The 20,325-nt window shown below is 70.2% G+C and carries 16 protein-coding genes; 11 read left to right on the top strand and 5 right to left on the bottom strand.

Annotated elements, in window-relative coordinates:
• Positions 1-327: hypothetical protein (locus tag E1284_RS25995; protein WP_131942756.1), on the bottom strand; the 327-nt coding region annotated here is incomplete at its 3' end.
• A 151-nt stretch (positions 328-478) separates the two neighbouring features.
• Here E1284_RS25995 and E1284_RS26000 point away from each other — a divergent pair.
• The 4 genes from E1284_RS26000 (at position 479) to E1284_RS26015 (ending at position 4,771) form a co-directional block, all read left to right on the top strand.
• Positions 479-1,315: a polysaccharide deacetylase family protein gene (locus tag E1284_RS26000; RefSeq protein ID WP_131942757.1), complete on the top strand. Its 837-nt coding sequence runs from the start codon at positions 479-481 to the stop codon at positions 1,313-1,315.
• Between the two features lie 35 nt (positions 1,316-1,350).
• Positions 1,351-1,863, top strand: a complete 513-nt coding sequence (locus E1284_RS26005; RefSeq protein ID WP_131942758.1) for a DUF1707 and DUF4870 domain-containing protein — start codon at positions 1,351-1,353, stop codon at positions 1,861-1,863.
• A 198-nt stretch (positions 1,864-2,061) separates the two neighbouring features.
• Complete coding sequence (locus tag E1284_RS26010) at positions 2,062-3,429, top strand: FAD-binding oxidoreductase (protein ID WP_131942759.1); 1,368 nt, start codon at positions 2,062-2,064, stop codon at positions 3,427-3,429.
• Between the two features lie 76 nt (positions 3,430-3,505).
• Positions 3,506-4,771, top strand: a complete 1,266-nt coding sequence (locus E1284_RS26015; RefSeq protein ID WP_131942760.1) for a class I SAM-dependent methyltransferase — start codon at positions 3,506-3,508, stop codon at positions 4,769-4,771.
• 365 nt (positions 4,772-5,136) lie between these two features.
• On the opposite strand, the gene E1284_RS26025 is transcribed toward E1284_RS26015, so the two are convergent.
• Positions 5,137-5,508 carry a DUF4267 domain-containing protein gene (locus tag E1284_RS26025; protein WP_131942761.1) on the bottom strand — a complete coding sequence of 124 codons (372 nt, stop codon included), beginning with the start codon at positions 5,506-5,508 and terminating at the stop codon, positions 5,137-5,139.
• Positions 5,509-5,808: 300 nt separating this feature from the next.
• Here E1284_RS26025 and E1284_RS26030 point away from each other — a divergent pair, with 300 nt between their 5' ends.
• Entirely contained in the window at positions 5,809-6,816 is a 1,008-nt protein-coding gene (locus E1284_RS26030) for an ATP-dependent DNA ligase (RefSeq protein WP_243714750.1), read from the top strand.
• 26 nt (positions 6,817-6,842) lie between these two features.
• On the opposite strand, the gene E1284_RS26035 is transcribed toward E1284_RS26030, so the two are convergent.
• Complete coding sequence (locus tag E1284_RS26035; protein ID WP_131942762.1) at positions 6,843-7,721, bottom strand: alpha/beta fold hydrolase; 879 nt, start codon at positions 7,719-7,721, stop codon at positions 6,843-6,845.
• 164 nt (positions 7,722-7,885) lie between these two features.
• Between E1284_RS26035 and E1284_RS26040 the strand changes: the two genes are divergently transcribed.
• Both E1284_RS26040 and E1284_RS26045 read left to right on the top strand, forming a co-directional pair.
• A complete protein-coding gene (locus tag E1284_RS26040; protein ID WP_131942763.1) occupies positions 7,886-9,277 on the top strand; it encodes an aspartate aminotransferase family protein in 1,392 nt (463 codons plus the stop codon).
• A 145-nt stretch (positions 9,278-9,422) separates the two neighbouring features.
• On the top strand, positions 9,423-10,694 hold the full coding sequence (locus tag E1284_RS26045) for a cytochrome P450 (protein WP_131942764.1): 1,272 nt from the start codon (positions 9,423-9,425) through the stop codon (positions 10,692-10,694).
• 48 nt (positions 10,695-10,742) lie between these two features.
• Here the strand turns inward: E1284_RS26045 and E1284_RS26050 are convergent, their stop codons facing one another.
• Positions 10,743-12,287 (bottom strand): long-chain-fatty-acid--CoA ligase, encoded by a 1,545-nt coding sequence (locus E1284_RS26050; protein WP_131942765.1) that lies wholly within the window; start codon positions 12,285-12,287, stop codon positions 10,743-10,745.
• Between the two features lie 362 nt (positions 12,288-12,649).
• On the opposite strand from E1284_RS26050, the gene leuS reads away from it, so the two are divergent.
• On the top strand, positions 12,650-15,118 hold the full coding sequence (gene leuS / locus E1284_RS26055; protein ID WP_131942766.1) for a leucine--tRNA ligase: 2,469 nt from the start codon (positions 12,650-12,652) through the stop codon (positions 15,116-15,118).
• Between the two features lie 120 nt (positions 15,119-15,238).
• On the opposite strand, the gene lexA is transcribed toward leuS, so the two are convergent.
• Complete coding sequence (lexA, locus tag E1284_RS26060) at positions 15,239-15,937, bottom strand: transcriptional repressor LexA (RefSeq protein ID WP_131942767.1); 699 nt, start codon at positions 15,935-15,937, stop codon at positions 15,239-15,241.
• 175 nt (positions 15,938-16,112) lie between these two features.
• Here lexA and E1284_RS26065 point away from each other — a divergent pair, with 175 nt between their 5' ends.
• From E1284_RS26065 to E1284_RS26075, 3 genes are all read left to right on the top strand, one after another.
• Positions 16,113-16,445 (top strand): LysM peptidoglycan-binding domain-containing protein, encoded by a 333-nt coding sequence (locus E1284_RS26065; protein ID WP_165965434.1) that lies wholly within the window; start codon positions 16,113-16,115, stop codon positions 16,443-16,445.
• A gap of 284 nt (positions 16,446-16,729) precedes the next feature.
• On the top strand, positions 16,730-17,203 hold the full coding sequence (gene nrdR / locus E1284_RS26070; RefSeq protein WP_067636063.1) for a transcriptional regulator NrdR: 474 nt from the start codon (positions 16,730-16,732) through the stop codon (positions 17,201-17,203).
• A gap of 119 nt (positions 17,204-17,322) precedes the next feature.
• Positions 17,323-20,139, top strand: a complete 2,817-nt coding sequence (locus E1284_RS26075) for a vitamin B12-dependent ribonucleotide reductase (RefSeq protein WP_131942769.1) — start codon at positions 17,323-17,325, stop codon at positions 20,137-20,139.
• Positions 20,140-20,325: the final 186 nt, after the last annotated feature.

Genomic DNA, 20,325 nt, shown 5'->3' on the forward strand with positions numbered 1-20,325 from the left:
GCCGGGGTTGCGGGCGTTCCAGGCGCGCATGCGGGGCGGGTAGCCGACGATCTGGACGTCGTAGACGGGGAGGCCGAGGTCGCGGGCCACCTTGCCGATGACCTTGGGGGAGCCCACGCGGCGGCGGGTCCATTCGCCGTCGTGGGCGACGGCGACCGCGGTGGTGTCGGTGGCGAAGGTCTCCGGCTCGACGAAGAACTCGACGCCGCGGCGGGAGCGCGCGAAGGCGATCAGCGCCTCGATGTCGGTGTCGTTCGCCTCGCGGTCGAGCCTGGTCACCGTGGACCCGCGGTTCTTGCGGATCCCGAATCGGTCCCGGAACCTCATCGCCTTACCCCGTCGTCTGGTGCGGATGCGGTGTACGACGATAACGACATCCCGGGTGCGCCGGTTCCCGACACAGGCGGCGGCATCCCCGGCGCGGCAGGGGCCGAGCCCTAGACTGGCGGACTTCGGGGGATCGGCAGCGGGGGTGTTGATGGACGGGCTTGACCGCGTCCGGCGGGGGGCCGCGGCCCTGCTCGCCGCCGCGGTTTTCGGGGGATTGAGCACGCTGGCGCCGACGTCCGCGGGGGTGACGGCCACCTCCGCGCCGAGTGCGGCGCCCGCGAAGGCGGAACCGGAGCCCGAGCCCGAACCCCCGCCGCCACCGCCGCCGGACTGCTCGCGGGTGAAGTGCGTGGCGCTGACGTTCGACGACGGGCCGGCGGAGAGCACCGAGGAGCTGCTGGGCATCCTCGCGGCCCGGCGCGTGCGGGCGACGTTCTTCCTGGTGGGAGAGAACGTCGTCGAGCATCCGGAGCTCGTCCGGCGCGAGCATGCCGCCGGGCACGAACTCGGCGACCACAGCTACACGCACGCGGACCTCGGGACGGCGTCCAAGAAGAAGGTCATGGAGGAGCTGACGCGGACGCAGGACGCCATCCGGCGGGCGTCGGGCGTCACGCCGGTGCTGCTGCGGCCGCCGTACGGGTCGATGTCCAAGCGGCTCACGGGCATCACGCGGGAGATGGGCCTGGCGCAGGTGCTCTGGACGGTCGACCCGCTCGACTGGGAGCACCGCGACACCCGGTACGTGGAGAAGCGGGTGCTCAAGGCGGTGAAACCGGGCTATGTCGTGCTCATGCACGACATCCACCCGACGACGGTGAAGGCGGTTCCGAAGATCATCGACCGGCTCGCCGCGGAGGGGTACGTCTTCGTGACCGTGTCGGAGCTGTACGGCGGGAAGCTCGTCCCCGGGAAGGAGTACGGGCAGACCGGCCGCCCGATGGTCCGCCAGGACGATTCAGGGGCGGCTCAGGGTCTTCCCTGATGGCCGCGCGACGCGTGCCCGTCCAGCATGGGGATATGGACAGCAGCTACGCGGTGGGGGATCTGAGGGTCTCGGACGCCGAGCGCGAACCGGTCATCCAGCGGCTTCAGGACGCGTACGCCGAGGGGCGGCTCGACGAGGACGAGTTCGACATGCGCGTGCAACTGGCCATCACGGCCAAGACGCGCAACGACCTCGGGGCCGTCGTCCGCGACCTGGAGCCCGTGCGGAAGGCGCAGGTCGCGGTGCCGGCCGAGACGGGCGAGGACCGGATGCTCGCCGCGGCGGCGCACGCCGTGGCCGTGCCGACGCTGTTCGTCGGGCCGCTCGTGCTGATGCTGGTCAGCGGCAAGCGGTCGGAGTACGTCCGGCGGCAGGCGGCGGAGGCGGTCAACTTCCAGCTGACGCTGCTGCTGCTCACGATCGTCACCTTCGGCGTCGGCGGCGTCGTGTACGCGGTCGCGTGGGTGCTGTCGGCGGTCGCCGCGGTGTTCGCGCTGACCGGCCAGACGTTCCGCTACCCGTGGATTCTGCGTCTGGTGAAGTGACCAGGGTTTGTCGGCATGCGCCTTTGGGGAAAGGTTGACGTGGCCGCCCTGTAGCGGTTCTGTCGCCTCCAGGAGACGAAACGACGCCGATGTATGCACCTGTGGGTTTATTCCCCTCCCGACCTGTGACTCCCACGACGTCCCAATTATGTGGACCGTACATGGGATGATCGATTAACTATGTCCGGGGAGGGGTAGATGACGGAGCTTGCGGTCAAGGGCGACCACCAGCGGGCGGTGGACGCCCTCAGACGTTCCTACGAGGCGATCCCGGCGGGCACGCCGGTGCGGCTGGCGAAGCGGACCTCGAACCTGTTCCGGTGGCGGGACCCCTCGGAGGCGCCCGGCCTGGACGTGTCCGGGTTCGACAAGGTGCTGAGCGTCGACGCCGGGGAGCGCACGGCGCAGGTCCAGGGCATGACGACATACGAGGACCTCGTCGACGCGACGCTGCCGCACGGGCTGATGCCGACGGTCGTCCCCCAGCTGAAGACGATCACGCTGGGCGGGGCGGTGACGGGCCTCGGCATCGAGTCGACGTCGTTCCGCGACGGGCTGCCGCACGAGGGCGTCCTGGAGATGGAGGTCCTCACCGGGAACGGCGAGATCGTCACGGCGACGCGCGACAACGAGCACGCCGACCTGTTCTTCGGGTTCCCGAACTCCTACGGGACGCTCGGCTACTCGCTGCGGCTGAAGATCGAACTGCGGCCGGTCCGCCCGTACGTCCGGCTCCGCCACCTGCGGTTCGGCGACGCGGCCGAACTGGCCGCGGCGATGGGCGAGATCACCGAGTCGGGGACGTTCGAGGGCGAGTCCGTCGACTTCATGGACGGGACGTACTTCAGCCCCGCCGAGCAGTACATCACGCTCGGCTTCTTCGCCGACTCGGCGCCGTACACCTCCGACTACACCGGCCGGCAGATCTACTACCGGTCGATCCAGGAGCGGTCGGTCGACTTCCTGACGATCCGCGACTACATCTGGCGCTGGGACACCGACTGGTTCTGGTGCTCGGGCGCGTTCGGCGTGCAGAACCCGGCAGTCCGGCGGCTGTGGCCCGACAAGTACAAGCGCTCGGACGTGTACCGCAAGCTGGTCGCCTACGACCGCCGGTACCACATCATCGCGCGCGCGGAGCGGTGGCGCGGGCTGCGTCCCCGCGAGGACGTCATCCAGGACATCGAGGTGCCCGTCGAGCGGCTGCCCGAGTTCCTGGAGTTCTTCCACGACAAGGTCGGCATGAGCCCCGTCTGGCTGTGCCCGCTGCGCGCCAAGGAGCGGTGGCCGCTGTACCCGCTGGAGACGGGCCGCACGTACGTGAACGCCGGCTTCTGGGGCACGGTGCGGATCCCGCCCGGCCAGATCCCCGAGTACCACAACCGGCTCATCGAGCGGAAGGTCGCGGCCCTCGACGGGCACAAGTCCCTCTACTCGACCGCCTTCTACGGCCGCGACGAGTTCTGGCGCTACTACGACGGGGAGACCTACCGGCGCCTCAAGGGCAGGTACGACCCCGGCGAGCGGCTGCTGGACCTCTACGACAAGTGCGTGCGCGGACGCTGAACATGCGTCCGCGGTATCGGGGGAGCCCAACGGGCCGGCCAGCGCCGGCCCGGGCGGAGAGACAGGAGGGAACAAGATGACGCTGGCCAGCGTCTTCGAGCGGCTCGCCGGGGCTGCGGCGCCGGTGGAGTTCACGGCGTACGACGGATCGCGGGCGGGGGTGCCCGGCGCCGGTATCCGGTTCGACGTCCGTTCGCCGTACGCGGTGTCGTACCTGCTGCACTCGCCGGGTGCGCTGGGCCTCGCCCGCGCCTACGTGACCGGGATGATCGACGTCGACGGCGACATGATCGACGCGCTGACGACGATGCAGCAGGTGCTGAGCGATGTCACGCCGGCGGACAAGGCGCGGATCGCCGCGTCGGTCCTGCGCGACCCGCTGCTGCGCGGCGCGGTGTCCCGCCGGCTGGACCCGCCCCCGCAGGAGGCGCCGTTCAGCCGCATCCCGTCGTGGCTGCGGCACTCCAAGAAGCGGGACGCGAAGGCCATCTCGCACCACTACGACGTGTCCAACACCTTCTACGAGTGGGTGCTCGGCCCCTCCATGGCGTACACGTGCTCGTGCTATCCGCACGAGGGCGCGACGCTGGAGGAGGCCCAGTTCAACAAGCACGACCTGGTCGCCAAGAAGATCGCGCTGAAGCCGGGGATGCGGCTGCTGGACGTGGGCTGCGGCTGGGGCGGCATGGTGATGCACGCCGCGAAGGAGTACGGCGTCAAGGCGCTCGGGGTCACGCTGTCGAAGCAGCAGGCCGAGTGGGCGCAGAAGGCGATCGCCGACCGGGGCCTGTCCGACCTCGCCGAGGTCCGGCACATGGACTACCGGGACGTGACCGAGACCGGTTTCGACGCGATCAGCTCCATCGGGCTCACCGAGCACATCGGGAAGGCCAACCTCCCGTCCTACTTCTCGTTCCTGTACGGGAAGCTGCGCAAGGGCGGGCGGATGCTGAATCACACCATCACCCGTCCGGACAACACGGCCCCGTCCCGCAAGGAGAACGGGTTCATCAACCGGTACGTGTTCCCGGACGGTGAGCTGGAGGGGCCCGGCTACGTCCAGAGCCAGATGAACGACGCGGGCTTCGAGATCCGGCACCAGGAGAACCTGCGGGAGCACTACGCCCGCACGCTGACCGCCTGGTCGAGGAACCTCGACGAGCACTGGGACGAGGCCGTCGCCGAGGTCGGCGAGGGCACCGCCCGGGTGTGGCGCGTCTACATGGCGGGCTGCGTGCTCGGCTTCAGCCAGAACTGGATCCAGCTGCACCAGACGCTCGGCGTCAAGCTGCACGACGACGGCACGAGCGACATGCCGCTGCGCCCCGACTGGGGATCGTGACGGCGGAACCGCTCCCGCCGCGAAGACGAGCCGACCGGACGCCCGGTCGGCTCGTCGCCGTTTCCCCCTGCTTCACGCCCTGGCGTCGTCCCACGCCCGGCTGCTGAGGAAGTAGGTGTCGTACAGCTCCTGGACGTCCAGGAGGCTTTCAGACGGCACCTTCCCGTAGGCGATGCGCTCCAGGTGCCGGAAGTACTCGAACCGCTCGACGCCCGGCGTGATGACGATGAGGATGTCGCCGCGCTCGGCGGTGACGACCTCCGACCACGGACTCCAACGCCGCAGGCTTCGTTGACCTGCGGCGTGTTGTTGTTATGAGCGCGTTGAAAACAACAACACGCCGCAGGTCAACGAAGTGGTGGCGGCTAGACGGCGAAGAGCAGGGCGGCGCTGAGCAGGACGACGACGGCGGTGGCGAAGTGGATGCCGAACGCGGTGGCCCTGGTGCCGCCGTGGCGCAGGACGATGAGGGTGTCGCCGAGCGGCGCCAGCGCGACGACCAGCATGTACCAGCCCGCGGCGTGCGCGCCGGCGAAGGCGATCAGGGCGAGGCCGAGGACGCCGAACGTCAGGTCGCGCAGGCCCTTGATCTCCAGGTAGGCCGTGTCGCCGTCCGGTTTGGCGGGGACGCCGTAGCCGGCGGCCGCCGCCTGCGGCGCCGTCAGGAAGCGCGCGCCGATGAAGGTGACGAAGAGGGCGAGCACGGTGGCCAGGGCATAGGCGGTGACGGCGAACATGAGGACTCCAATAGCTAGCGGCGCTAGGAACGAATACGACGCTAGCATAGCGGCGGCAAACTTACTAGCGATGCTAGAAACGCTGCCGTATCAATCGGACCCGGAGAGGGCGAGAGCAAGCCGGACGCGAGCGGTCGCTCGACACGGCCGCGCCCGGCCCCGCCGAGCGCCTCGGCGTCCCGGCGCGGAGCCTCCCGAACTGATCTCCCGGCGGTCAACATTCGTCCTGCGGTGATATCGCCGCAGGTGGGCGCGGGTAAGCCATGATCACGACCAGCGAGCTCGGGGGGACGGGAGGCCATGCACATCCGGTCCCCGGTCAAGCCGATGCTGACCGTGACGATCGACCACATCCCGCCGCCGCAGGCGTGTCCGGGCGGCTGCCGGTACGAGCCGAAGTTCGACGGGTTCCGCGCCGTCGCGATGGTGGACGAGGCCGGCGCCGTGCGGCTGTGGTCCCGCCGCCGGATCGCCTTCAACGAGGCGTTCCCCGAGGTCGTCGCGGCCGTCCGCGCGCAGATCCCGTCCGGTACGGTCGTCGACGGCGAGATCGTCCGCTGGGGGCCGGACGGGCGCCTCGACTTCGGCGCGCTGCAGCGCCGCCACGTCGCGGGACGCCGCCGCACCGACCTCGCCCGCAGCGAGCCCTGCCACTACGTCGTGTTCGACGTCCTCGAAACGGACGGCGCCGACCTGCGTCCCGAACCGCTGCGCGAGCGCCGCGCCGTCCTGGAGGCACTCCTCGGCGACGCGCCGCCGGACGCGCGGGTGATCGCCACCCCGCAGACGCCCGACGTCGACGAGGCGCGGCTCTGGTTCGACGCGCTCGCCGGGCAGGGCATGGAGGGCCTGGTCGTGAAGGACGCCGACGGCCCCTATCTGGAGGGGCGGCGCCGCTGGTGGAAGGTGAAGCGGCGGGTCACCGCCGAGGCGGTCGTCGGCGGGGTGACCGGCACCCGGCAGGCGCCCGAGTCGCTGATCCTCGGCCGCTACGACGCCGGCGGGCGGCTCCGCGTCGTCGCGCGGACGACGCCGCTCGCGCCGTCCGCGCGCACCGTGCTCGCCGGGGTGCTGCGGCACGCCGGGCCGGACCATCCGTGGCCGCCCGAGCTGCCCGCCGGGGTCGCCGGCGGGCTGTACGGGGCGCATCCGCCGATCCGCTACGTCCGGACCGAGCCGGAGGCCGTCGTGGAGTTCAGCGGGGACGCCGCCGTGGAGGGCGGCCGGTGGCGGCACGCCGTCCGCTACGTCCGCATCCGGACGGACCTGTCGCCGGCCCAGGTCCCGCGGTTCGGTGAACCGCCCTGACCGCGGGCCCGGCGGCCCCCGCGCGCTCAGCGCAGCCAGTCGAGGATGTGCGCGTTGACGTCCTTCGGGCGGTCCAGCTGGAGGAAGTGACCGGCGCCCGGGACGAACTCGCCGCGCGAACCCGGCGGGAGGGCCGCGCGGACGGCGTCGAGATCGATCACGTCGGCGCCCAGGCAGCCGTCCTCGGCGCCGTGCAGGTAGAGGACGGGCAGCTCGCCGACGGCGGCCGCGGCCGCCTGCTCGGCGGCGTAGCGGTCGATCAGCCGGGACGGGTCGAGCATGGCGCGGTAGTAGCCGATGGCCGCCTCGATGTTGGCGGGCGCGGCGAGGCAGTCCATGACGTGGTCGACGTCTTCGGTGCGGTCGCGGCCGTCCGCCGGCGACCAGTCGCGCCACAGCCCCTCGACGAACGCGCGGTCCAGCGCCATCCCGGCCAGCGGCGTCTGGAAGAGGAAGATGTAGAACGAGCGCTTGAGCTGCTCGTAGTCGAAGAAGGCCGTCCCCATCACCGACATCGGCGGGACGGACATCGCGACGACCCTCCGCCACCGGTCCGGCGCGACGTTCGCGGCGCCGTAGGCGGTGAACGCGCCCCAGTCGTGCCCGATGACGACGGCGTCCGCGCCGCCGCCGAGGGCCTCGTGCAGGGCGATGGCGTCGGCGGCGAGGGCGCCGGTCTGGAAGGCGCCGTCCGCCGGGACGGACGTGGGCGCGTAACCCCGCATGAACGGGGCCACCGCGCGGTATCCGGCCGCGGCGAGTTCGGGCATGAGGTGCCGCCAGGTGTGCGGCGAGTCGGGGAAGCCGTGCAGGAGCAGCGCCAGCGGGCCGTCCGCGGGGCCCGCCGTGAGATATCCGAAGTCGAGCCCGTTCGCGCTGACCGATCCGGTCGTGATGTCGCTCATGTCCAGCCTCCTCGGTTCGCGGCGCACGCTACCCGGCGGCCGTGCGGGCGGGGGAGACCGGGTCGGCTAACCTTCGGATATCGGTGTATGACTTGCTATTTACAGCGGAATCCGTACTCACTTAGCATCGAGACGACTGGATCGATCGCACTGAGGGAAGCGTGATGACGGAGCCGGACGTGACCAGCCAGCAGCACGACGCGATGCAGAGGGCGGCGCGCGACCATCTGTGGATGCACTTCGCGCGCCACTCGGGATCCCAGGGCGGCGGCGAGATCCCGGTGATCGTCCGCGGTGACGGCGCCTACGTGTACGACTCGGCCGGCCGCCGCTACCTGGACGGGCTGTCCGGGCTGTTCACCGTCCAGGCCGGGCACGGGCGCGAGGAACTGGCGCAGGCCGCCGCCAAGCAGGCCGCCGAGCTGGCCTACTTCCCGATCTGGTCCTACGCGCACCCGAAGGCGGTGGAGCTGGCCGAGCGGCTCGCCGGCCTCGCGCCCGCCGATCTGAACCGGGTCTTCTTCACCACCGGCGGCGGGGACGCCGTCGAGAGCGCCTGGAAGCTCGCCAAGCAGTACTTCAAGATGACCGGCCGGCCCACCAAGCACAAGGTGATCAGCCGCGCGGTCGCCTACCACGGCACCCCGCACGGCGCGCTGTCGCTGACCGGGCTGCCCGGCCTGAAGGCCCCCTTCGAGCCGCTCGTGCCGAGCGCGTTCCGGGTGCCGAACACCAACATCTACCGGGCGACCGAGCACGCCGGCGACCCGGAGGCGTTCGGCCGGTGGGCCGCCGACCGCATCGAGGAGGTCATCGAGTTCGAGGGCCCCGACACCGTCGCGGCCGTGTTCCTGGAGCCGGTGCAGAACGCCGGCGGCTGCTTCCCGCCGCCGCCCGGCTACTTCGAGCGCGTCCGGGAGATCTGCGACCGGCACGACGTCCTGCTGGTGTCGGACGAGGTGATCTGCGCGTTCGGGCGCCTCGGCACGATGTTCGGCGCACAGCGGTTCGGCTACACGCCCGACATCATCACCTTCGCCAAGGGCGTGACCTCCGGGTACGCGCCGCTCGGCGGGATGCTCGTCGCCGACCGCCTCTTCGAGCCGTTCAGGCACGGGACGGAGATGTTCGCGCACGGCTACACCTTCGGCGGCCACCCCGTGGCGGCGGCCGTGGCGCTGGCCAACCTCGACCTGTTCGAGCGCGAGGACCTGAACGGCCACGTCATGCGCAACCGGGACGCGTTCCGGGGCACGCTGGAGCGCCTGCTCGACCTGCCGATCGTCGGGGACGTCCGCGGCGACGGCTTCTTCTACGGCATCGAGCTGGTGAAGGACCGGGACACCCGCGAGACGTTCGACGACGACGAGTGCGAGCGGCTGCTGCGCGGGTTCCTCGACAAGGCGCTCTACGAGGCGGGCCTGTACTGCCGCGCCGACGACCGCGGCGACCCCGTCGTCCAGCTGGCGCCGCCGCTGATCTGCGACCAGGCGCACTTCGACGAGATCGAGCAGATCCTCCGGTCCGTCCTCACGGAGGCGTGGGCCCGGATGTGAGCGGGATGCCGGGTCCGGGGGCGCCCCGGGCCCGGCACGGCTAATGTGAGGCGGGTCACCACCGCGATCAGTGTGCGCTTGCGGCTTTACTTTGAGAGGCTGCGTGTAAACCGAATCGAGTTCGGCATTGATAGGTGGTGGGCGCGTGCTCAAGGTCGAGGACATCAACCTGACCGACTGGGAGTTCTGGCGGCGGCCGCACGAGTACCGGCACGAGGCCTTCCAGGCGCTCCGCCGGCACTCGGAGCTGGTCCGCTTCGAGGAACCCGACATCATCATCGCGCCGCGGGGGCCCGGCTACTACGCGCTCACCCGGCACGCCGACATCATCGAGGCGTCCCGCCGCCCGCAGGACTTCTGCTCCGGCCGGGGCGCGATCAGCATCCCGGACATGCCCGGCGACATGCACGAGTACTTCGGCTCGATGATCAGCATGGACGACCCGCGGCACGCCAAGATCCGGCGCATCGTGTCCCGCGCGTTCTCACCGCGCATGATCCAGCGGTTCGAGGACAAGGTCGAGTCCGTCGCCGGGGAGATCGTCGAGAACATGGCGGCCGGCGGCGGCACCGGCGACTTCGTCGCGGACGTCGCCGCGCGGCTCCCGCTGCGGATCATCTGCGGGCTGATGGGCATCGGCGAGGAGCACTACCAAACCGTCCTGGACGCCACCAACGTCATCCTCGCCGGCAACGACTCGGAGTTCATCCCGTCCGACAATCCCGAGGAAATGGCGATGGCGCTGCTCGGCGCGGGCGAGACGCTGAAGGGCATCGTCGAGGACCTTGGCCGGCAGCGCCGCGAGAACCCCACCGACGACCTGACGTCCGCGCTGGTCAACGCCGAGGTCGGTTCGGGCGGAGAAATCGAGCAGGGCGGAGAGTCGCTCACCGACCAGGAACTCGGCTCGTTCTTCATCCTGCTGGTCGTCGCCGGCAACGAGACCACCCGCAACGCCATCGCGCACGGCCTCGACCTGTTCACGCGCAACCCCGACCAGCGGGCCCTGCTCGTCGAGGACTTCGACGGCCGCATGCCGGGCGCGATCGAGGAGATCGTCCGGTACGTGTCGCCGGTCATCTGGATGCGGCGCACCGCCACCCGCGACACCATGCTGAACGACCACGAGATCAAGGAGGGCGACAAGCTCATCCTCTACTACGGGTCGGCCAACCGCGACGAGTCCGTCTTCACCGACCCGGAGAAGTTCGACATCCTGCGCGACCCGAACCCGCACGTCGGGTTCGGCGGGCCGGGGCCGCACTTCTGCCTCGGCGCGCACCTGGCCCGGCGCGAGATCACCGTGATGTTCCGCGAGCTGCTGCGCCGGACGCCGGACATCCGCGCCGCCGCCGAGCCCGACCGGCTGGAGTCCAACTTCATCAACGGCATCAAGCGCCTGCCGTACACCTTCTGAACCGCCGTCCGGTCCCGGCGGACGCCGGGGCCGGGACCGGACGCGCGGTCAGCGCAGTTCGCGCTTGAGGATCTTGCCGGTGGCGGTCATCGGCAGCTCGTCGCGGAACTCGACGATCCGCGGGTACTTGTAGTTGGCGAACTGCTCCTTGCCCCAGGCGACCAGCTCGTCCTCGGTCACCGCCGCGCCCGGCTTGCGGATCACGTACGCCTTGATCTCCTCGCCGTGCGAGGGGTGCTCGACGCCCACGACCGCGGCCAGCGACACGTCCGGGTGCGTCATGAGGACCTCTTCGAGCTCCCGCGGGTACACGTTGTACCCGCCCCGGATGATCATGTCCTTGGAGCGGTCGATGATGTAGTAGTAGCCGTCCTCGTCGCGGCGGGCCACGTCGCCGGTGCGGAACCAGCCGTCCCTGATGGACGACTCGGTCGCCTCGGGGCGGCCGTAGTAGCCCTTCATGATGTTGTGCCCGCGGATGGCGATCTCGCCGGGCCCCTCGCCCTCGATCTCCTTCCAGTCGTCGTCGATCAGCTTCATCTCGACGCCCCAGACGGGCAGGCCGATCGAACCGGGCTTGGTCGGGCGGTCCGGGCGGTTGAACGAGGCCACCGGCGACGTCTCCGACAGGCCGTAGCCCTCCAGGACGTCCACGTCGAACTTCTGCTTGATCCCCTTGAGGACCTCCATCGGCAGCGCCGACCCGCCCGACACCGCGACCCGCAGGTTCTCCTTGATGGAGGCGATGTCCTCGGCGGAGGTGTCGGCGGTCAGCAGCCCCCAGTACATCGTGGGGACGCCGGCGAAGATGTTCACCTTCTCCTTCACCATCAGCTCGACGGCCTGCTTCGCGTCGAACCGCGGTTGCATGACGAGCGTCCCGCGCCGGTAGAAGCCAACGTTCATCACGCAGGTCTGGCCGAAGATGTGGAACAGCGGCAGCGTCACCAGCGACGTGTCGTGCAGCGTCCGGTAGAAGAGCGTGTCGTCCACCATCGCGTTCGACAGCAGGTTGCTGTGCGTGAGCTCCGCGCCCTTCGGCTGTCCCGTCGTCCCGCTCGTGTAGATGATGACGGCGGTGTCGTCCGGGCTGGTCTGCGCGCTGTCGAACGTGCCCGCCTGCCCGGCGAGCGCGGCCCAGAACAGCTCTGCGCCCTCGATCGGGGACTCGGTCGCCGCCGGGTTCGCCGGCAGCAGGAAGAAGTGCTCGCACCCCTCGGCCTGCGCGAAGCCCGCGTGCCCCATCTCGCCGAGCGGCAGCTCCGGCGTCCCCTCGAAGCAGAAGAACGCCTTCGCGTCGGAGTCGCCCAGGTGGTAGGCGATCTCCCGCGGCTTGAGCAGGACGTTCAGCGGGACGACCACCGCGCCCGCCTTGAGCGCCCCGAAGTACACCATCGGGAAGTACGGCAGGTTCGGGCTGGACAGCGCCACCTTGTCGCCCGGTCCGATGCCGCGCGACCGCAGGAGGTTCGCGACCTGGTTCGCGACCGAGTCGATGAACGCGTAGGAGAGCCGCAGGTCGCCGAACACCACGGCGTCCCGGTCGGGGGTCTCCCTGGCGGCGTCCTCCAGCAGCACGGACAGGTTGAGCATGGCACTCCTCGCGCGGAAAGGTGACCGGCAGGTTAGTTACCGCCGAGTCTACGAACGGTTCCGCACATCCTGGTGCACGGGGTCGCGGAAAGGCCACCCCTTCCGGCGCCTTGACGTGCTGTTTCGGATCACACACGGCTCCGGCGCCGGAGAAACGGCGAGCCGGAGGCGTTGACCACCGGCGAGAGGGCTTGCGGCTGCGCTACTCTTGATGTATGTCGGCCAGGCTGCTCCTCGAACGACCACGTTGACGCGCGGACGTCAGCGTGGTGGCCCCTCCTTGCGAGGGGCCGTTTCATGTCGGCGGTCGGCCCACGACCAGGAAGTACGAAGCCAAGCGGTACGAAGCGGAGTCTGTAAGCGTGAGCAGCGACGAGCAGTACGACCCCCGGGCAGTTCAGGACAAGTGGCAGGCCCGCTGGGCGGAGCTCGACCCGTTCGCGGCCGATGAGAAGGACACCGGCACCGAGCGGCGCTACGCGCTGGACATGTTCCCCTACCCCAGCGGCGACCTGCACATGGGGCACGCGGAGGCGTTCGCCATCGGTGACGTCCCCGCGCGGTACTGGCTGCAGCGCGGCTACAACGTCCTGCACCCCATCGGGTGGGACTCCTTCGGCCTGCCGGCCGAGAACGCCGCCATCAAGCACGACTCGCACCCCTCCGAGTGGACCTACGCCAACATCGAGACGCAGGCGGCCTCCTTCCAGCGGTACGCGCCGTCCTTCGACTGGTCGCGGCGCCTGCACACCTCCGACCCCGAGTACTACAAGTGGACGCAGTGGCTGTTCCTGCGCTTCTACGAGCGGGGCCTGGCCTACCGCAAGGGCGGGCACGTCAACTGGTGCCCGAAGGACCAGACCGTCCTGGCCAACGAGCAGGTCGTCGGCGGGCACTGCGAGCGCTGCGGCGCGCTGGTCGAGAAGCGCGTGCTGACCCAGTGGTACTTCAAGATCACCGACTACGCCGACCGGCTGCTGGACGACATGGAGCAGCTGGAGGGCAAGTGGCCCGAGCGGGTCCTGCTGATGCAGCGCAACTGGATCGGCCGCTCCACCGGCGCCGACGTCGACTTCGTCATCGAGGGGCGCGACGAGCCGGTCACCGTCTACACCACCCGTCCCGACACGCTGTACGGCGCCACCTTCATGGTCGTGGCGGCCGACGCGGCGCTGGCCGAGGAGGTCTGCCACCCCGACCACCGGGCCGCGTTCGAGGCCTACCGCGAGGAGGTCTCGCGGGAGAGCGAGATCGAGCGGCTGTCCACCGAGCGCGAGAAGACCGGCGTGTTCCTGGGCCGCTACGCGGTCAACCCGGTCAACGGGGAGCGGCTGCCCGTCTGGGCGTCCGACTACGTGCTGGCCGAGTACGGGCACGGCGCGATCATGGCCGTCCCGGCGCACGACCAGCGCGACCTGGACTTCGCGCTGAAGTTCGGCCTGCCCGTCCGCGTCGTCGTCGAGACCGGGCTGCCCGACCCCGCCGAGACCGGCGTCGCCACCCCCGGCGACGGCGCCATCGTCAACTCCGGGCCGATCGACGGGCTGACCAAGGCCGACGGCATCGCCCGCATCATCGAGATCCTGGACGGGCGGGGGACCGGCCGCGCCTCGGTCAACTTCCGGCTGCGCGACTGGCTGGTGTCCCGGCAGCGGTTCTGGGGCTGCCCGATCCCGATCGTGCACTGCGAGGCGTGCGGTGAGGTCCCCGTCCCGGACGAGCAGCTGCCGGTGCGGCTGCCCGAGGGGCTGCGCGGCGCCGACCTGGCGCCCAAGGGCACCTCGCCGCTGGCCGCCGCGTCGGACTGGGTCAACACCGAGTGCCCCAAGTGCGGCGGCGCCGCCAAGCGCGACACCGACACCATGGACACGTTCGTCGACTCGTCCTGGTACTACTTCCGGTACTGCTCGCCCGGCTACGAGGGCGGCCCGTTCGACGTCGAGCAGGTCCGCCGCTGGATGCCCGTCGACCAGTACACCGGCGGCGTCGAGCACGCCATCCTGCACCTGCTGTACAGCCGGTTCTTCACCAAGGTCCTGTACGACATGGGCATGGTCGAGTTCACCGAGCCGTTCCGCCGGCTGCTGAACCAGGGCCAGGTGATCAACCAGGGCAAGGCGATGTCGAAGTCGCTGGGCAACGGCGTCGACCTGGGCGAGCAGATCGGCGAGTTCGGGGTGGACGTTGTCCGGCTGGCGATCCTGTTCTCCGGCCCGCCCGAGGACGACATCGACTGGGCGGACGTGTCCCCGCACGGCATGGCGAAGTTCCTGTCCCGCGTGCACCGCATCGCCACCGAGGTCTCGTCCGCGCCGGGCGCCGACCCGGCGACCGGCGACACGGCGCTGCGCAGAGTCACGGCCCGCACCGTCGATGAGGCCACCACTCTGGTCGAGACCGAGCGGTTCAACGTGGCGATCGCGCGGATCATGGAGCTGGTCACCGCGACCCGCAAGGCCATCGACTCCGGGCCCGGCGCCGCCGACCCGGCCGTCCGGGAGGCCGCCGAGACGATCGCGGTCCTGCTGTCGCTGTTCGCGCCCTACACCGCCGACGAGGCGTGGGAGCTGCTGGGCCGCACCGCCCCGGTGATCCGCGCGGGCTGGCCGTCCGCCGACCCGGCGCTGCTGGTGGAGGAGTCGGTCACCTGCGTCGTGCAGATCGCCGGGAAGGTCCGCGACCGGCTGGAGGTCGCGCCCGGCATCGCCGACGAGGAGCTGGAGCGCAGGGCGCTGGCCTCGCCCAAGATCCAGGACGCGCTGGGCGGCGCCGAGATCATGAAGATCATCGTCCGCGCTCCCAAGATCGTCAACATCGTCCCCAAGCGCTGACCGCCCCGCCCGCGCCGCCACCGCGGCGGCGCGGGGCCGGTTGGCCGTGACCGTTCGCGGACGTGACGGCGGGCATGCCGAAAGGCCGCCGGGGTGCTCCGGCGGCCGCTCGGGCGTGCGCTACATCTTGCGGAGGACCGCGACGACGCGGCCCAGCACCGACGCCTCGTCGCCGGGGATCGGCTCGTAGGCGGAGTTCTGCGGCATCAGCCAGATATGGCCGTCGCGGCGCTTGAACGTCTTCACCGTGGCCTCGCCGTCGATCATGGCGGCCACGATGTCGCCCTGCTCGGCCACCGGCTGCTGCCGGACGACGACCCAGTCGCCGTCCGCGATCGCGGCCTCGATCATCGAGTCGCCGGTGACCTTCAGCAGGAAGTGCGTGCCCTCGCCGACGAGCTGCTTCGGCAGCGTGAACACGTCCTCGACGGCCTCCTCGGCGAGGATCGGGCCACCGGCGGCGATCCGGCCGACGAGCGGCACGTAGGCGGGCGCGGGCTGCGCCGAGGCCGGCTGGCCCCCGGCGGCCTCGAAGGCCTCCTCGTCGGTGCGCACCGGGGTCGCGCCCGGCACCCGCACCTCGACCGCGCGCGGCCGGTTGGGGTCGCGCCGCAGGAACCCCTTGCGCTGGAGCGACCGGAGCTGGTGGGACACGCTGGAGGTGCTGGTCAGCCCCACGGCCTCGCCGATCTCGCGCATCGAGGGCGGGTACCCGCGCCGCTGGACGGAGTCGCGGATCACCTCCAGCACCATGCGCTGCCGCTGCGTCAGGCCCGTCTCGTCCATCGGCCCGTCGGGCAGCTCCCGGACCTTGCTCATCGCTCGTCGCCTCCCGGGCGCCTCGATCGGTCACTCCTTGTCATGAACGCTATCGCGTCCCGGCCTAATGATCAAACAATTGTTCGAAGATGTGCTCGCTTTTTCGGGACGCTCCCTGGTAGAACATCGTACAGGCGTTCGATCGAAAATTCATTCGACGTCGAGGAGGGGAGAGATGTCCGGTTCACCGCGCAGTGACCGTGCCCCGATCCGCCTGACCCGCCGCGGCCGCGCCGTCCTGGTCGGCTTCGCCGCCACCGTCACCCTCGTCGCCCTGTGGCTCACCGTGGGCCCCGGCGCCTTCGCCGGCGATCGCGGGCACGGCGGCCCGGCCCGTCCGGCCCGCACCGTGGTCGTGGGGCCCGGTGACACGCTGTGGGGCATCGCGTCCGCCGCCGACCCGGGCGCCGACCCGCGGCGGACCGTCCGGCGCATCATGGACCTCAACGGGCTCGGCGGCGACCCCGTCGTCCGTCCCGGCCAGGAGATCCGCCTCCCCGCCGGCTGACCCCTCCGGCGATGCCGCCGCTCGGCGGGCCCGCGACGCCTCCGACCAGGCGATCCGTGACGGCGGCGGACGCTGCGTGACGACACGCCCGGGACGAAATCGAGGACGCGCGAGATGACCTGCGCGGACGTGCCGGATGTGACGCGCGAGGCCCCCGATCAGGTTGCGAAGGCCTCCGTCGAGCCGTACGGTTGACCACAACATCTAGTAGTAACACCGATGTAGTTCCCTATATATGGCGCCTCCATCGGTGTAAGTCGTTTACGTCAGGGGAGGGATCGAACGTGCACTGCCCGTTCTGCCGCAACCCCGACACCAAAGTGATCGACAGCCGTTCCACCGACGACGGCGGCGCCATTCGGCGGCGCCGCTCGTGCGCGGAATGCGGCAAGCGATTCACGACGCAGGAGAATGTGCTCGTGATGGTGGCCAAGCGCAGCGGGGTCACCGAGCCGTTCTCCCGGGAAAAGATCATCGCCGGGGTGCGCAGGGCCTGCCAGGGCCGTCCGGTCGACGAGGATGCGCTCGCGAAGCTGGGGCAGCGGGTCGAAGAGGCGATCAGGTCGTCCGGATCCGCGGAAATCCCCTCGCACGAGATCGGCCTCGCCATCCTGGGGCCGCTCGGCGAACTCGATGAGGTCGCCTATCTGCGATTCGCCTCGGTCTACCGGAGCTTCGAGTCGCTGGACGACTTCGCCAAGGAGATCGAAGCACTGCGGAAGGCCGGTTCCTCGGGGGAGCCCGGCCCGTCCCGGTAGGGACGGATTCCGGCATCACAAAGCAGCACATTGAAGGCGCCTCCGCGCGGGCATGTCCCGTGCGGCGGCGGAGTTGTTCCTGAACAGGGCCCGGCGGAAGCCCGAGAAGGGGGAAGTCCATGACGGAGACGGTGAGCGGCTCGGCGGCGCGGCGCGGCAAGGGGGGCCGCAAGGGGCTGAAGGTCGAGCGCATCTTCACCACGCCCGGCGTGCACCCGTACGACGAGATGCGCTGGGAGCGTCGTGACGTCGTCATGACCAACTGGCGGGACGGCTCGGTCAACTTCGAGCAGCGCGGCGTCGAGTTCCCCGACTTCTGGTCGCTGAACGCCGTCAACATCGTCACGTCCAAGTACTTCCGCGGCGCGGTCGGCACCCCGCAGCGGGAATGGAGCCTGAAGCAGCTCGTCGACCGCGTCGTCCGCGTCTACGTCGAGACGGGCCTCAACGAGGGCTACTTCGCGTCCCCGGAGGACGCCGAGATCTTCGACCACGAACTGAAGTACGCCCTCGCCCACCAGCTCTTCAGCTTCAACTCGCCGGTCTGGTTCAACGTCGGCACGAAGAGCCCGCAGCAGGTGAGCGCGTGCTTCATCCTGTCGGTGGACGACACGATGGAGTCGATCCTCGACTGGTACAAGGAAGAGGGCGTCATCTTCAAGGGCGGCTCCGGAGCCGGCCTGAACCTCTCCCGCATCCGCTCCAGCAAGGAACTGCTCTCCTCCGGCGGCACCGCGAGCGGCCCCGTCTCCTTCATGCGCGGCGCCGACGCGTCCGCCGGGACGATCAAGTCGGGCGGCGCGACCCGCCGCGCCGCGAAGATGGTCGTGCTCGACGTCGACCACCCCGACGTCGAGGAGTTCATCGCGACCAAGGCGCGCGAGGAGGACAAGATCCGCGCGCTGCGGGACGCCGGGTTCGACATGGACCTCGGCGGCAAGGACATCGGCAGCGTCCAGTACCAGAACGCGAACAACTCCGTCCGCGTGTCGGACGAGTTCATGCAGGCCGTGGAGTCGGGCGGCGAGTTCGGGCTGCGCGCCCGGATGACCGGCGAGGTCATCGACACGGTCAAGGCCAAGGACCTGTTCCGCCTGATGGCCAAGGCCGCCTGGGAGTGCGCCGACCCCGGCATCCAGTACGACGACACGATCAACGACTGGCACACCAACCCGGAAACCGGGCGTATCACCGCAAGTAACCCTTGTTCGGAATACATGTCCCTGGACAACTCGTCCTGCAACCTCGCGAGCATCAACCTGCTGAAGTTCCTCACCGACGCGGGGACGTTCGACGTCGCGAAGTTCGTGAAGCTCACCGAGCTGATCATCACGGCGATGGACATCTCGATCACCTTCGCCGACTTCCCGACGGAGAAGATCGCCGAGACGACCCGCGACTACCGCCAGCTCGGCATCGGCTACGCCAACCTGGGCGCGCTGCTGATGGCGACGGGGCACGCCTACGACTCCGAGGGCGGCCGGTCCATCGCCGCCGCCATCACCTCGCTGATGACGGGCGTCGCTTACAAGCGGTCCGCGGAGATCGCCGGCGTCGTCGGCCCGTACGCCGGGTACGCGCGCAACGCCGAGGCGCACAAGCGCGTCATGCGCAAGCACGCCGCCGCCAACGACGGCATCCGCACGCTGGACGAGATGGACAAGGCGATCCACGCCGCCGCCGCCAAGCAGTGGGCGGACTGCCTCAAGGCCGGCGAGAAGCACGGCTACCGCAACGCCCAGGCCAGCCTCCTCGCGCCGACCGGCACGATCGGCCTGATGATGGACTGCGACACCACCGGCATCGAGCCCGACCTCGCGCTGATGAAGTTCAAGAAGCTCGTCGGCGGCGGGTCCATGCAGATCGTCAACCACACGGTGCCGCGCGCGCTGGAGAAGCTCGGCTACCAGCAGGAGCAGATCGAGGCGATCGTCGAGTACATCGCCGAGCACGGCCACGTGGTGGACGCGCCCGGCCTGCGCCCCGAGCACTACGAGGTGTTCGACTGCGCGATGGGCGAGCGGGCGATCAGCCCGATGGGCCACGTCCGGATGATGGCGGCGGTCCAGCCGTTCCTGTCCGGCGCGATCTCCAAGACGGTCAACATGCCGGAGAAGGCCACCATCGAGGACATCGAGAAGGTGTACTTCGAGGGCTGGCGGCTCGGCCTGAAGGCACTAGCGATCTACCGCGACAACTGCAAGGTCGGCCAGCCCCTCTCCGCCGCCGGCAAGAAGGAGCAGGAGAAGGCGGAGCCCGCCGAGGCGCTGGCGCCCCGCCCGGTCCGCCGGCGGCTGCCGAAGCAGCGCCCCGCGACCGTCACCCGCTTCTCCGTCGCGGGCGCCGAGGGCTACATGACCGCCTCGTCCTACCCGGACGACGGTGTCGGGGAGGTCTTCCTCAAGCTCGGCAAGCAGGGCTCCACGCTCGCCGGCGTGATGGACGCCTTCTCCATGGCGATCTCCATCAGCCTGCAGTACGGCGTCCCGCTGGAGACGTGGGTGGAGAAGTTCACCAACATGCGGTTCGAGCCCGCCGGCATGACCGACGACCCCGACATCCGCATGGCGACCTCGGTGATGGACTACATCTTCCGCCGCCTGGCGCTGGACCACCTCCCCTACGAGGAGCGCGCCGGCCTCGGCATCTTCACCGCCGACGAGCGCGCGATGCAGGCCAACGGCGAGGACCCGGCCGCCCTGCACGGCGAGGACGAGGTCGACCACGAGTCGCTCGCCCAGTCCGCCGCGATCACGCCGCCCGCCGCCCCGGCCCCGGCCCCGGCGCACGAGGCGCACTCGTCCGTGGAGGCCATCGAGAGCCGCCAGGGCCGCACCGCCGACGCCCCGCTCTGCCTGACCTGCGGCACGAAGATGCGCCCCGCGGGCAGCTGCTACGTCTGCGAAGGCTGCGGCTCCACCAGCGGCTGCAGCTGAGCAACGCGAACCCCGGTAAGTACGTCAGGTGCTCGACGTGCTTACCGGGGTTCTCGCATTCCCGCTCTGCCGACGGGCCGGGTCAGGGTGATTCGGGGTCGTCGGTGGGGGGCTTGATGGGCTGGGTCGTGGAGGCTCGGCGGCGCTGGGGGTTCTTGCGGCGGCCCGCTACCAGGAGGTCGTCGT

Origin of the sequence: Actinomadura bangladeshensis (genome assembly GCF_004348335.1) — a bacterium.
In the GTDB taxonomy this organism is placed as follows: domain Bacteria; phylum Actinomycetota; class Actinomycetes; order Streptosporangiales; family Streptosporangiaceae; genus Spirillospora; species Spirillospora bangladeshensis.